Here is a 13,769-nt window from a genome sequence, read left to right on the forward strand (position 1 = left end):
CCTGCCCCGAACCCCTTCGATGTCCGATGATCGTTGTGGACACCCGGGGCCCCGAGGCCCGCACTCGGCATCGACAGGAGCTCAATTCCGTGGCCTACGACATTTCCGCCCTGCGCGCCCTGTTCCCTGCCCTGAGTGGCGCGCCCGCCCACTTCGACGGGCCCGGTGGCACCCAGACCCCGCGACCGGTCATCGAGGCCATCACCGGGGCGCTGGCCAACCCCCTCTCGAACCGTGGGCAGGTGACCGCGGGGGAGCGGAACGCCGACGGCATCGTCACGCGGGCCCGTGCGGCCATGGCCGATCTGCTCGGGGCGCAGGCCTCGGGGATCGTGTTCGGGCGTAGTGCCACGCAACTCACCTACGACTTCTCCCGCACCCTCGCCACGACCTGGTCGGCCGGGGACGAGGTCGTCGTCACCCGCCTCGACCACGACGCCAACATTCGTCCTTGGATCCAGGCCGCCGAGCGGGCGGGTGTCACCGTGCGTTGGGCGGACTTCGACCCCGCGACCGGCGAACTCACCCTCGACCACCTCCGCGCCGCCCTGTCCGACCGCACCCGGCTGGTCGCCGTCACCGCCGCCTCCAACCTGATCGGTACCCGGCCCGCGATCACCGAGATATCCCGGCTCGCTCACGAGGCGGGCGCCCTGGTCTACGTCGACGGTGTTCACTACACCGCGCACGCCCTGGTCGACCTCGGCGCACTTGGTGCGGACTTCTTCGTGTGCTCGCCGTACAAGTTCCTCGGCCCGCACCACGGCGTCCTCGCCGCCCGGCCCGAACTGCTGGAAACCCTGCGGCCGGACAAGCTTCTGCCGTCCTCCGACGCGGTTCCGGAACGTTTCGAACTCGGCACCCTGCCCTACGAGTTGCTCGCCGGAACGAGCACCGCGGTCGATGTCCTCGCCGGTCTCGACACGGACGCCGTCGGCAGTCGCCGCGAGCGCCTGGCGACGAGCCTCGGGGCACTGCATCAGCATGAGGAGAGTCTGCGAACGCGTATCGATCAGGGGCTCGCCGCGCTCGACGGGATCACCGTCCACTCGAAGGCGGGCGACCGGACGCCCACGGTGCTCCTGACCCTGGACGACGTCTTCGGCGCACAGGGCACACAGGACGCCTCCCGCTTCCTGGCGGAACGCGACGTCTACGCGCCCTGCGGATCCTTCTACGCCGTCGAGGCCTCCCGCCGACTCGGCCTGGGCGACTCCGGCGGCCTGCGCATCGGCCTCGCGCCCTACACCAGCACCGACGACGTCGAACGGCTCCTGGCCGGACTGGAACTGTTCCTGAAGCGGGCGCCTCACTGAGACTCGGGTCCATGACGACGGCGGGCGGGGATCCGATGACGGAGCGACTCGCGCAGCTGCGCCGGCAAGCACGGATGAGGGAAAAAGAGGTGCCCAATGAAGGATTAATGATGGGTTTGACCCCTTCAACAATGCCCTGCGCCGCACCTACCGTTACGCCCATGTGAACAACCCGGCGACCGACTGATCAGCGCGCTTGTGGTCGGCCGTGACGGTTTCTGGAGGGAGAGGGCGATGGCGCCTGCGGCGGGCTCGGCGGTGGTCCTCGGGCCCGTCGGCATCGGCGTGGGCCCAGTCCTGGGGGAGCGGGTCACCGCCTTCGGGGCGTCGACGCGCGCCCACGACCCGTTCAGCCCGCGATCAGCCGCTGTCCGCTCATCCCGACGTGGTTCCCACCCCTCGTCCCACCCCGACCGGAATCTCAGAAAGGCCACAGCATGACCACCTCCCCCCAAAACAGGATCGCCGGTGCCCCCATCTCCTGGGGCGTGTGCGAAGTCCCCGGCTGGGGCTACCAGTTGACGCCCGAGCGGGTACTGAACGAGATGCGTGAGGTCGGCCTGGCCGCCACCGAGTTCGGCCCCGAGGGGTTCCTGCCCGCCGAGCCGGGCGCCATGGCCCGCACCCTCGCCGACCACGACCTGCACGCCGTCGGCGGCTTCACCCCGCTGCTGCTGCACGTGCCCGGCCACGACCCGCTGCCCGAGGCCGAACAGCTCCTGGCGGGCTACGACGCCTCGAAGGCGGAGGTGCTGGTCCTGTCCGCCGTCACCGGCCAGGACGGCTACGACTCCCGCCCCGAACTCGACGCCGACGGTTGGAAGTTGCTGCTGTCCAACCTCGACCGGCTCGCCTCGCTGGCCGCCGAACGCGGTGTCCGCGCCGTCCTGCACCCGCACGTCGGCACGATGATCGAGAACGGCGACGAGGTCCGGCGCGTCCTGGAGCACTCGGCGATCTCGCTCTGCCTCGACACCGGCCACCTCCTCATCGGCGGCACCGACCCCGCCGAGCTCACCCGGCAGGCCCCCGAGCGCATCGCCCACACCCACATGAAGGACGTGGACGCCTCCCTCGCCGCCAAGGTCCAGGACGGGCAGCTCAGTTACACCGACGCCGTGCGCAAGGGCATGTACCGCCCGCTCGGTGCGGGGGACGTGGACGTCCAGGCCATCGTCACCCACCTCAGCGCACGCGGCTACGACGGCTGGTACGTCCTCGAACAGGACACCATCCTCACCGAGGAGCCCAAGGCGAAGGGCCCGGTCGAGGACGTGTGGGCCAGTGCCGAGCACCTGCGCTCGGTCCTGCGCGGTGTCGCGTAGCCGTATTCGGGCCTGATGTGCTTTTGATGTGTTCCGAGGGATTGACCGATGGGCGGGGCCCAACTCGGAATGCCGAAGCGATCGGGCGCCGTTTCTTTGTGAACTCTAGGAATCCGAACACGAGGGATCCAGGAAACAGAAATGACCGCCGACCAATTTCTCGCCACGTGCTGGACCACGGCGGGCGACGCGGCTCCCGACGAGGCCGATCAGCGCAGTCCGTTGAATCTGCGGGACCGGGTGGAGGCGGCGCGTGACGCCGGATTCACCGCCTTCGGACTGCTCTACGCGGACCTGGTGGAAGCCGAGCGTGAATACGGGATCGCCGGGATCCGGTCCCTCTTCGAGGACAACGGGATCAGCCACGTCGAGTTGGAGCTGCTGACCGACTGGTGGGCCGACGGACCCCGGCGGGCCGCGTCGGACACCGTCCGGGTCGGCATGCTGAGAGCCATCGAGGCGCTCGGTGCCCGCACCTTCAAGATCGGCCCCGACGTGTCTGACGAACCCTGGGAACTCGACGTCTGGGCCAAGGAGTTCGCCGTGCTGGCCGCGCAGGCCGACGGGGTGGGCGCCCGGCTCGGAGTCGAACCGCTGCCCTGGTCCAACCTCAGGACCGTGCACGACGGCCTACGGCTCGTGGAGGCCGCCGGCCACCCGGCGGGCGGCCTCATCATCGACGTCTGGCACACCGAGCGCGCCCACACCCCGCCGGCCGAGCTGGCGGACGTGCCGGGTGCGCGGATCGTGGGCGTGGAGCTCAACGACGCCGACAGCCAGGTCGTCGGCACGCTCTTCGAGGACACCGTCCACCGCCGCCTCCTGTGCGGAGAGGGCTCGTTCGACCTGCCGGGCATCATCGCCGCGCTCCGTACGGCCGGTTTCCGGGGCCCCTGGGGCGTGGAGATCCTCTCCGACGCGCACCGCGCGCTGCCGGTGCGGGAGGCCGCCGCGGCGGCCTATCGGAGTGCTGCGGCACTCGTGAACTGAAAGGCCACAGGGGTGGGAACGAAACCACGGTCGTTCCCGCCGCCCTGTTTTTATTTCCATTTCGGTGTACGGGACACGTTTTAGCGATCGTCGAGAAAATGTTCAGGCATCTTGTTGTGATGGACAAATGATGTAATTGCAATCGCTGACTCCGGGATGGCGTGACTGAACCGGTCGCACGCCGAGGGGCGTTGGGGTCAGCGTTCGTAGACCCCGGTCAGTCGGCCCCGGCCGAGGACGGGTGCGGTGACCGTGGGCAGGAGGGCGCGGGGGCGTGCCCGGTCCACCGGCGTCGTGCCGGAGGCGCTGTCCACGACGGCCGAGAGGGCGAACAGCTCGAAGACGTAGCGGTGGGGGCCGTGGCCCTTGATGGGTGCGGGACCGTGGTAGCCCCGTCCGATGGTGGAGCGGAGGATCCGCACCCCGGGGCCGGGCTGCCGTGCGGACAGGGCGCCGGGCTCCAGGTGCCCGGTCGCCGGGTCGATCAGGGCGAGGCAGTGCACGGCGGGCCTGGGAATGGGGACGTCGATGTCCTCCACGACCAGGAGGAGTTGCGCGGTGCCGGTCGGGAGCGGGGTCCAGGCCAGGTGCGGGGACAGGTCGTAGCCGCCGATCTGTTTCGCGCAGTGCTTCAGCGGCATGGTGTCGCCGTCGCCGAAGTCCCGGCTGGTGAGGGTCAGTTGCTCGGGGCCCTGGAAGTTGGGCAGGTTCCACGCCGTGTGGGTCTCGCCTGCTCTGCGGTTGTGGAGGAGTCGGCCCAGCAGGGTCATCGGGTCGCCTCCACCATGTCGATGACCTCGGCGGTGGTCGCGGTCTCGCCCAGCTTGGGGAAGACGCGCTCGACGCTGTGGCGATGGGCCTCGGGGTCGGGATCGCCCATGGCGTCGGTGGCCAGGACGACGTGATAGCCGTGGTCGGAGGCCGAGCGTGCCGTCGACTCCACGCCCGAACTGGTCGCGATACCCGAGAGCACGACCTGCGTGACGCCCAAGTCCCGCAGGAGCGTGTCGAGTCCGGTGTCGTGGAACGCGCTGCGGCGACGCTTGGTGATCAGATGGTCGGTCGGGTGTACGTCGAGTTCGTCGATGAGGTCGGCCCAACCGGCGGGCGGGGCCGTGTTGTTGGCGGACCTTCCGGTGTCGGTACGTCCCGGAGCGCGGCCGGTGACGTTGACCAGGATCACGGGAAGACCGTGTCGCCGGAACTCGGTGGCCAGGTGGGTCGACTGCTTGACGGCGTCGGCGATGGCGGTGGTCGGATCGTCGGTGAGGGCCGAGATGATGCCCTTCTGCAGGTCGATCACGACGAGCGCGGACGCGGGGTCGATCGTTGTCAGTGGCATGGGGGTTGCTCGCTTCTCCGGTGTGTGTCGGCCGGTCTGCTGAGGGTGGGGAAGGGGTGCCGCCGGGCTACCTGTCCGGTCGGGCGAGCGTGTCGCCGGTGGCGGCCTTGCGCGGTCCCGGTGCCTTGGCCGTGGGACCGGTGCCCGCGCCGCGCAGCAGGGAGGCGATCGCGGCGAGGAAGGCGAGGGTGGCGCCGAACGCGAACACGATGACCAGGCCGGAGTGGAAGGGCCCGGAGATCAGGCTCGGGAAGAACTCGCTGCCGGTGAGGGTGTGTTGCTGCGCCGCCGTCAGATGGGTCAGGACGCCGCTGGGCTGGAGCAGATGCTGGATCGGGTTGACGCCCAACTGCGCGGCGAACAGGGACGAGACCGGTGGCAGGCCGCCGACCTGGGCGGCCAAGTGGGCCGGTACGCCCTGCTGTTGCAGTCCGGTGGTGAGCGTGTGCGGGAGGCTCCTGGCCAGCCCGGCGATCATCAGGGAGAAGAACACGCCGATGGAGACGGCGGTACCGGAGTTCTGGAAGGTGGCGCGCATGCCGGAGGCGACACCGCGCAACCGGGCGGGCACACTGCCCATGATCGAGGAGGAGTTGGGGGAGGCGAACATTCCGCTGGCGATCCCGTTGAGCGCGATCAGTACCGCGAAGATCCAGTAACTGAAGTCGATCGGCAGGCACATCAGGCCCAGGAAGGTCGCGCCGAACAGTGCCGCGCCGCCGGTGGCCAGCCCCCGGGAACCGAGCCGGTCCGACAGATACCCGGAGACCGGTCCCGCCGCGAGGAAGCCCGCGGTCAGCGGCAGCATGAAGATGCCGGCCCACAGCGGGGTGTCGCCGTAGTCGTAGCCGTGCAGCGGGAGCCAGATGCCCTGCAGCCAGATGATCAGCACGAACTGCATTCCGCCCCGGCCGATCGAGATGGCCAGGCCCGCCAAGTTGCCGAAGGTGAAGGCCCGTTGACGGAAGAGGCTCAGCTGGATCATCGGCGCCGAGGTGCGGTTCTCGATCACGACGAAGGCCGCCAGGAGAAGCAGTCCGCCGGCTATCAGCACATCGACGAGCGGGTTGGTCCAGCCCATGGTGTGGCCGCCGTAGGGCTGGAGGCCGAAGGTGATGGCGATCAGGGTGGCGCTGAGGCCCACCGCGAAGGTGATGTTGCCCCACCAGTCGATGTGGCCGCCGTCGTGCTTCGCGGTCTCGCGCAGGGTGCGGTACGCCCACACCGTGAAGAACACACCGATGGGCACGTTCACCCAGAACACCGCCCGCCAGTCCCAGGCCGACAACAGACCGCCGGCGACCAGACCGATGAACATCCCGCCCAGGGCGGCGACTTGGTTGATGCCCAGGGCGAAGCCGCGCTGTTCCTCGGGGAAGGCGTCGGTCAGGATCGCCGCCGAGTTCGCGGTCAGTATCGAGCCGCCGACGGCCTGCAGCACCCGCCAGCCGATCAGCCACATCGCTCCGTGGCCGCCGTCGAAGGGGTCGAAGGACAGCAGGACCGAGGCGAAGGTGAAGACCGCGAACCCGGAGTTGTAGATCCGGACCCGGCCGTACATGTCGCCGAGCCGCCCCACCGTGACCACCAACACGGCCTGGACCAGCCGGTATCCCATGATCATCCACAGTAGATAGGCGATGTTGCCCGGTGCGAGCGGGTCCAGGTGGATGCCCCGGAAGATCGTCGGCAGGGCGATCAGCACGATGGAGCCGTCCAGCGCGGACATGAAGACCGCGGCGGTCGTGTTCGTCAGCGCCGTCCACTTGTACCGGTCGTCGACGGTCGGGTGGCGCGGGGCGCGTGTCTTGGAAGGGTCTGTCATCGGTCAGCTTCCTCGTGGCTCTGTCGACGTCAGATGTTCTGGGCCAGCCGCTCCAACAGCGGTGCGGCAGCGGCGAGTTGCTCCAGCTCCGTCGGGGTGAACGCACCGCTGGTCAGGGCTCGCGCGAGGAGTTCGGCCCGCGCGTTGCGCTTGTTCCGCAGCGCCTGTCGGCCCGCGTCCGTCACCGTCAGTACCGCGCGCCGGCCGTCGTCGGGATCCGGACGACGTTCGACCAGGCCACGGGTCCGCAGCGCGTTGAGCGTCGCCCCCATGGCCTGCGCGGTGATCTGCGCCTCCCGGGCCAGCGCCGAGGAGGTCGTGGGGCCCGCCCGGTCCAACTGGGCCAGGGCGGTCCTCTCGGGCATCGTGAGCCCGCCCTCGACCGGCTGCTGGCGGGCCCGTCGCACCAGCACGCCGATGCTCGCCAGCAGGGCCGAGGCGACCGCGTTCGGATCCAGGTCGTCGTTCATATGCTAAGGCTAGTTTATAAAGCTGCCTTAGTACATGGACGGTCACGCTGCCGGCCTCCGACGACACTCCACAGGGCGCGCAGAAAACGCCTTTCGCGCGAGGCCGTCCAAGAGCTACTGTCCCAACCGCCAGTGACCGCCCAGAAGTTGGAGCCCAGAGATGCCCGGTCGTCCGGGCGCGCGTTGACGGCATAGGCCGAGATCGGCCCGTCATCGCGTGCCGCCCTTGATGTTGCTGCGGCACAGCGAGCCTTACCTCACCCGGATCGATGGCGCCCCTTTCGTGCGCCGGGTCGCGGGTCTCGTTGTCGGCAACTCAAAGGGTCCCTGTGCCGTCCACTTCGAACAATGACTTCCGCTGGCTCTGGCTGGGCCAGACAGTCTCCCAACTCGGCGAACAGTCAAGCCTGGTGGTGCTCCCGCTCCTCGCCGTGCTGACGCTCGACGTCGGTGTCGGACAGCTGGGTGTCCTGCGAGCGGTGGAGCAGGCGCCGATCCTGCTGCTCTCGCTCCTCGCCGGCGCCTGGGTGGACAGGTGGCGGACGCGCACGGTGATGGTGGTGGCCGACGTCGGCCGAACCCTGGTGCTGGGCGCCGCCGCCGTAGCCGGATTGCTCAACTGGCTCGGCCTGCCTGCGCTGTTCGTGCTGGTCTTCGTCGCCGGGGTCCTGTCCGTGTTCTTCGACGTGGCCTATCAGTCCTCCCTCGTACGGCTGGTGACATCCGATCAGTTGGTGCGGGGCAACAGTGTGTTGGAGGGCAGCCGGTCCGCCGCTCAGATCGGTGGGCCCGCTCTCGGCGGTGCGTTGGTGACCCTGCTGTCGGCGCCGGTCGCTGTCGCCTCCAGCGCGTTGTTCTTCGCCCTGTCGTTCCTGTCGGTCCGACGGATCCGCCGTACCGAGTCCGTCCCGGAGCACTTGGAACGTTCCCCTCGCGTATGGCGGCAGGTCCATGAGGGACTGCGTTTCGTCGCCGGCGATTCCTCGCTGCGGGCCGTGTGTTTCGCCGCGGCTGCCTTCCAGTTCTTCTTCGCTGCCACGATGACCGTCTATCTGCTCTTCCTCCCACGCGAACTGCACCTGTCGGGCACCGCCGTAGGCCTGGCGCTCGCGGCGACCGGTCCGGGCGCGCTCGTCGGCGCGCTGCTGGCCGCCCGGCTGCCGGGCCGGTTCGGATACGGCCGGGTGATCGTGCTGACGGCGGCACTCGGCGACGGCGTGTTCGTGTGTGTGCCCGCGCTGCACGGTTCGTCCGCGACGACGATGGTCGCACTCCTCGCGGTCAACTTCGTGTTCGGGGTCGCCGGGCAGCTGGTGAGCGTCACGGTCATGGCCGTCAGACAGGCCGCAACTCCGCACGGGTTGCAGGGGCGGGTGGCCGCGACGATCACATTCGCCGGCATGGGGCTGGCGCCGCTGGGCTCACTGTTCGGCGGGTTCCTCGGGCAGGAGTGGGGGCTGCGGACCGGCTTGCTGGTCATGGCCGTCGGCATGTTGCTGTCCCCGGCGCTGATGGCGCTGTCTCCACTCGCGCGCCTGGGGCGGGACCTTGGTTAACCTGCACGGGTGAGTACCGACCTGACCCTGCTGCCGCGTGTCGCCCATCGAAGACAGGAGGTCACCGCGCCCCGTCTCCGCGGGCTCCTCGCGTTGCTCGCGGGCGACCTGCGCACGGGCTGCAGCACCGAGCGGCTGGTGGAAGGGCTGTGGCCGGACGAGTTGCCGGAGCGGCCGGGGAAGGCGCTCCAGGTCCTCGTGTCCAGGGCCCGGGCCCAGCTCGGCGCTGACCTCATCGTCAGCACGCCGACCGGATACCGGCTCGCCCTCGCCGAGGACCAGGTCGACAGCTCCGCCCTGCTGCTGCACGCCACCGCCGGCGCGGACCGGGCCAGGGCCGGGGACCACGCGGGATCGCTGGCCGCGGCCGAGGCCGGACTCGCCCTCTGGGAAGGCACCCCCGACCAGGGCGGCGACACCGACGACCCGGTGGCCGCATTGCGCGCCGAACGTGCCCCCGTCCACGACACACTCGTCCGCGCGCAGGCGCTCGCGCTCGCCCGCCTCGGACGGCACGCGGAGGCCGCCGGACCGCTCGCCGCGGCGGCCGTGGCGCATCCGCGCGACGAGGAGGTGCTCGGTGAGTTGCTGCGCGGCGAGGCGGCGACGGCCGGTCCGTCCGCCGCGCTGACCCGGTACGAGGCGTACCGCCGGGAGCTGCGCGACGAACTCGGCACCGATCCGGGCGCCGGACTCAAGGCCGTGCAACAGGAGTTGCTGCGTGGTGAGGCCCCGGTGGCCAGGCACGGTGTGCCGCACGAGCCGAATCCGTTGCTCGGCCGGGACGAGGACATCGCGGCGGTCGAAGGGCTGCTCCGTTCCTCGCGCGCCGTCACCGTAGTAGGACCCGGCGGCCTCGGCAAGACCCGGCTCGCGCACGCCGTCAGCCGCCGGGCCGAGCAGCGCGTCGTGTACTTCGTGCCGCTCGCCGGCGTCACCGCGGACGCGGACGTGGCCGCGGAGGTCTCCTCCGCACTCGGCGCCGGTGCCCTGAGCGGGTCCGCCTCGGGCGACCCGGTCACCGTCATGCTCGGCGTGCTCGGCTCCGGGCCCGCGCTGCTGGTCCTCGACAACTGCGAGCAGGTCGTCCGGGGCGCCGCCGACCTCGTACAGGCGCTCGTCTCCTCCTCCAAGGACCTGCGGGTGCTCGCCACCAGCCGGTCCCCGCTCGGCCTCACCTCCGAGGCGGTGTACGCGCTGCCCGAACTCGGCCTCGGTGTCTCGGCGGAGTTGTTCACGCAGCGGGCCCGGGCCGCCCGGAGCGGGGTGGAGCTGCCGCCGGACGCGGTGGCCGAGCTGTGCAGGCACCTCGACGGGCTGCCGCTCGCCGTGGAGTTGGCGGCGGCGCGGGTGCGCGTCCTGTCGGTCCCGGACATCGCCCGCCGCCTCGGCGACCGCTTCGCGCTGCTGCGCGGCGGGGCACGGGACGTGCCGGAACGTCACCGCACCCTGCACGCGGTCGTCGAGTGGAGCTGGAACCTGCTCGCCGAGGACGCAAGAGCGGCGCTGCGCACACTGTCCGTCTTCCCCGGCGGCTTCTCCGGCGAGGCGGCCGAACAGGTGCTGGGCGACGACGCGTTGGCCCTGCTGGAGCAGTTGGCCGACCAGTCGCTGCTCACCGTCGCCGACACCCCGGCCGGTGTGCGGTTCCGGATGCTGGAGACCGTACGGGAGTTCAGCGCGGCCCGGCGTACCGAGGCGGGCGAGGACGAGGCGGCCGTAGACCAATTCCTTGTGTGGGCGCGGGACTTCGGGGTCGCGCATCATGACTGGTTCTTCGGCTCGGAGCCTCGGTCCGCCTGGGAGCGGATCAGGGGTGAGCAGGACAATCTGGTGCTGGCCCTGCGGTACGCCCTGGCCCGCACGGACTGTCCCACCATCGCCGCCCTCACCGCGGTCCTCGCCGCCCTGTGGTCCACCGGCTCCAGCTACCCCCGCCTCACCGCGCTCGCCGCGGACACCGGTCCGCCGTTGTCGCACTACTATCCCGAGCCCGAGTACGTCGAAGTCGCCCGCGCCGCCGCGGTGTTGTGCACGGCGAGCCTGTTCATGGGCTACGGTCCGCAGGTCGTACGCCAGCTCGTCACCCTGCGACGGCTGCCCGCGGCTCCGCCGGACACCCTGCTGCGTGCCATCTCGGCCGTGCTGAGCGCGGTCCCCGAGATGCTGCCCCCGGACTACGCGGTGCTGCGGGAACTCTGTGCCAGCGAGCAGCCGTTGCTCGCCGGCATCGCCGAGTGCGTCGCCACCTATGTCTGGGAGTACGAGCACGACATCGACCGCTCGCTCGCCTCGGCCCGTCGGGGCATCGAGGCACTGGCGCCGGTCGATCACCCCTTCCTCCAGGTCCTGGGGCACGCCCGGCTGAGCGAGCTGTGTCTGCAGGCGGAGCAGGGCGAGGCCGCGTACGAACATCTCAGGGCGGCGCTCGCGGCGTTGCCGCGCCTCGGCGACGAGCACGACTCCATCGGCGTCCGCTGGGGCCTCGTCCTCGCCTGCCTCCAGCGCGGCGAACCCGACGAGGCCGAGTACTGGCTGCGGCAGGCGGAGGACCACAACCCCGCGCAGAAGGACGACGTCTACAGTCCCGACTTCGGCGGCCGTGCCGAGATCGCGCTCGCCCGCGGGCTGACGGAGGTCGGGCTCGGCCTGTGGCGGCGCAACGTGGAGGCGATCCCCGAGGCCGGCTCGACGCAGAACGACGACCCCTTCTACGACCGGTGGCTGCTCCAGGTCCAGTCGGCCGCGGTGACGGCGCACGCGCACGCCGGCCGGCTCGAACTCGTCGCGGACGTGGTCGACCGGCTGCGGCAGCGGATGCGGACACTGCTCTCCGGACCGGCCCGATCGCCCATGGAACTCCCCGTGTTCGGGACGGGGTTGCACGCCCTCGGCATGGCGGGGCTGGTCTCCGGCGACGCCTCCGCCGTACGGCTGATCGCGCTGGCCGAACGGCTGCGGGTGCTGCGCGATTTCCAGCCGACCATGTCGGCGGACCGTGCCCGGCGGGCGGTCGGGGCCGCCGGGAACGCTGCCGGGGCGGCATACGCCGACGCGGTGTCGGAGTACGCCGCCCTGGAGCGGGACGAGTTGCGGGAGGCGGCCCGCGCTGCCATGACGGCTACTTCAGTCCGCGGTTGAACTGTGATGTCGACCAGTGGTAGCCGAGCACGGTCAGGCCGACGCACCAGGCGAGCGCGATCCACCAGTTGTTGCCGATCCCGGTGCCGAGCAGCAGGCCGCGCAGGGTCTCGATGGTCGGAGTGAAGGGCTGGTACTCGGCGATCGGCCGGAACCAGCCCGGCATGGTGTCGGCCGGGGTGAAGGCGCTGGAGATGAGCGGGAGGAGGATCAGCGGCGTCGCCATGTTGCTGGCGGCCTCGGGGTTGGGGCTGGCCATGCCCATTCCGACCGCGATCCAGGTGAGTGCCAGGGCGAACAGCACGAGCAGTCCGATGGCCGCCAGCCACTCCAGGACCGTGGCGTCCGTGGACCGGAAACCGATGGCCACGGCGACGGCACCGACGAGCACCAGACTGGCGAGCACCTGCAGCACACTGCCGACGACGTGCCCGATGAGTACGGAGCCGCGGTAGACCGCCATCGTGCGGAAGCGGGCGATGAGGCCCTCGGTCATGTCCATGGAGACGGAGATCGCGGCTCCGATCACGGTGCTGCCGATGGTCATCACCAGAAGGCCCGGGACGAGATAGGCGATGTAGTCGGAGCGGTCGGCGCCACCGCCACCGATGCCCGCGCTCATCACGTTTCCGAAGACGTAGACGAAGAGCAGCAACAGCATGATCGGCGTGAGCAGCAGGTTGAGGGTCATGGACGGGTAGCGCCGTACGTGCAGCAGGTTCCGGCGGAGCATGGTGGACGAGTCGCGGACCGCGAGGGAGAGGGTGCTCATCGGACGTTCTCCTTGGGCTGGTTGGACACGCTGGGCTGGCTGGGCTGGTGGGCGACCTTGGCGCCGCCGGTCAGGGCGAAGAACACGTCGTCGAGGTCGGGGGTGTGCACGGTCAGCTCGTCCGCCTCGATGTCGGCGGCGTCCAACCAGTCGAGGATGGACCGCAGTTCGCGCTGGCTGCCCCCGCTGGGGATCTGCAGCGAGAGCGTCTCGTCGAACCGGGTGACCTCGCGCAGGGCCGTGGCGGCGGAGCGGTAGGTGTCCGGGTCGGTGAAGCGGAGCCGTACATGCCCGCCGGGGACGAGTCGCTTCAACTCCTCGGCGCTGCCCTCGGCGACGACCTTGCCGTCGTTCAACACCGCGATGTGGTCGGCGAGTTCATCGGCCTCGTCGAGATACTGGGTGGTGAGGAAGACGGTCGTACCGCCCGCGACCAACTCTCGGATGATTCCCCACATGTTGTGCCGGCTGCGAGGGTCGAGACCGGTCGTCGGTTCGTCGAGGAAGATGATCCGCGGGTCGCCGACCAGGGTCATGGCGAGATCGAGGCGGCGCTTCATACCGCCGGAGTAGGTGGAAGCGGGCTTCTTCGCGGCCTCGGTGAGGTCGAAGCGCTCCAGCAGCTCGGCGGCGACCCGGCGCCCCTCCTGCCTGGACAGGTGGTGCAGGTCCGCCATCAGGAGCATGTTCTCCTCGCCGGTGATCAGCCCGTCGACGGCGGAGAACTGCCCGGTGACACCGATCGCGGCCCGCACGGCGTGTGCGTCGGTGGCCAGGTCGTGACCGCCCACCCGCAGCTCGCCGGCGTCGGAGGTCACGAGGGTGGAGAGGATCTTGACGGCGGTGGTCTTGCCGGCGCCGTTCGGACCGAGCAGGGAGAAGACGGTGCCGGTCGGCACGGCCAGGTCGATGCCGTCGAGGACCGTCTTGTCCCCGTAGGCCTTGCACAGCCCGGTGGCTGAGATCGCGAGTTCATGGGTCGTTGTCGTCATGCCGCAGAGCTTGCGGGAGGGCGCATTCAGCTCGGTTTCA

The 13,769-nt window shown here is 70.3% G+C and carries 11 protein-coding genes; 5 read left to right on the plus strand and 6 right to left on the minus strand.

Annotation, left to right across the window (positions count from 1 at the left end; all coding sequences use genetic code 11):
* The first annotated feature begins 89 nt into the window (after window positions 1-89).
* The 3 genes from SPR02S_RS06525 (at window position 90) to SPR02S_RS06535 (ending at window position 3,631) form a co-directional block, all read left to right on the plus strand.
* The gene (locus SPR02S_RS06525) at window positions 90-1,316 is read left to right on the plus strand and encodes a cysteine desulfurase-like protein (protein WP_019056132.1); all 1,227 of its coding nucleotides are present in this window, start codon (window positions 90-92) and stop codon (window positions 1,314-1,316) included.
* Between the two features lie 437 nt (window positions 1,317-1,753).
* Window positions 1,754-2,641 (plus strand): sugar phosphate isomerase/epimerase family protein, encoded by an 888-nt coding sequence (locus SPR02S_RS06530; RefSeq protein ID WP_019056133.1) that lies wholly within the window; start codon window positions 1,754-1,756, stop codon window positions 2,639-2,641.
* A 141-nt stretch (window positions 2,642-2,782) separates the two neighbouring features.
* Window positions 2,783-3,631, plus strand: a complete 849-nt coding sequence (locus SPR02S_RS06535) for a sugar phosphate isomerase/epimerase family protein (RefSeq protein ID WP_019056134.1) — start codon at window positions 2,783-2,785, stop codon at window positions 3,629-3,631.
* Window positions 3,632-3,828: 197 nt separating this feature from the next.
* On the opposite strand, the gene SPR02S_RS06540 is transcribed toward SPR02S_RS06535, so the two are convergent.
* From SPR02S_RS06540 to SPR02S_RS06555, 4 genes are all read right to left on the minus strand, one after another.
* Window positions 3,829-4,401: a YbhB/YbcL family Raf kinase inhibitor-like protein gene (locus SPR02S_RS06540; RefSeq protein WP_019056135.1), complete on the minus strand. Its 573-nt coding sequence runs from the start codon at window positions 4,399-4,401 to the stop codon at window positions 3,829-3,831.
* Complete coding sequence (locus tag SPR02S_RS06545) at window positions 4,398-4,973, minus strand: cysteine hydrolase family protein (RefSeq protein WP_019056136.1); 576 nt, start codon at window positions 4,971-4,973, stop codon at window positions 4,398-4,400. Before SPR02S_RS06545 ends, SPR02S_RS06540 begins: the two co-directional genes overlap by 4 nt.
* Window positions 4,974-5,040: 67 nt before the next feature.
* A complete protein-coding gene (locus SPR02S_RS06550; RefSeq protein WP_019056137.1) occupies window positions 5,041-6,798 on the minus strand; it encodes an MFS transporter in 1,758 nt (585 codons plus the stop codon).
* 29 nt (window positions 6,799-6,827) lie between these two features.
* Window positions 6,828-7,268: a MarR family winged helix-turn-helix transcriptional regulator gene (locus tag SPR02S_RS06555; protein ID WP_019056138.1), complete on the minus strand. Its 441-nt coding sequence runs from the start codon at window positions 7,266-7,268 to the stop codon at window positions 6,828-6,830.
* 329 nt (window positions 7,269-7,597) lie between these two features.
* Between SPR02S_RS06555 and SPR02S_RS06560 the strand changes: the two genes are divergently transcribed.
* Window positions 7,598-8,824: an MFS transporter gene (locus tag SPR02S_RS06560; protein WP_019056139.1), complete on the plus strand. Its 1,227-nt coding sequence runs from the start codon at window positions 7,598-7,600 to the stop codon at window positions 8,822-8,824.
* A 9-nt stretch (window positions 8,825-8,833) separates the two neighbouring features.
* Window positions 8,834-11,965: an ATP-binding protein gene (locus tag SPR02S_RS06565; protein WP_019056140.1), complete on the plus strand. Its 3,132-nt coding sequence runs from the start codon at window positions 8,834-8,836 to the stop codon at window positions 11,963-11,965.
* Here the strand turns inward: SPR02S_RS06565 and SPR02S_RS06570 are convergent.
* Both SPR02S_RS06570 and SPR02S_RS06575 read right to left on the minus strand, forming a co-directional pair.
* Entirely contained in the window at window positions 11,946-12,737 is a 792-nt protein-coding gene (locus SPR02S_RS06570; protein WP_019056141.1) for an ABC transporter permease, read from the minus strand. The genes SPR02S_RS06565 and SPR02S_RS06570 overlap by 20 nt on opposite strands.
* Entirely contained in the window at window positions 12,734-13,729 is a 996-nt protein-coding gene (locus SPR02S_RS06575) for an ATP-binding cassette domain-containing protein (RefSeq protein ID WP_019056142.1), read from the minus strand. The genes SPR02S_RS06570 and SPR02S_RS06575 overlap by 4 nt, the downstream gene beginning before the upstream one ends.
* Window positions 13,730-13,769 lie beyond the last annotated feature (40 nt).

Origin of the sequence: Streptomyces prunicolor NBRC 13075 (assembly GCF_000367365.1) — a bacterium.
Taxonomy (GTDB): domain Bacteria; phylum Actinomycetota; class Actinomycetes; order Streptomycetales; family Streptomycetaceae; genus Streptomyces; species Streptomyces prunicolor.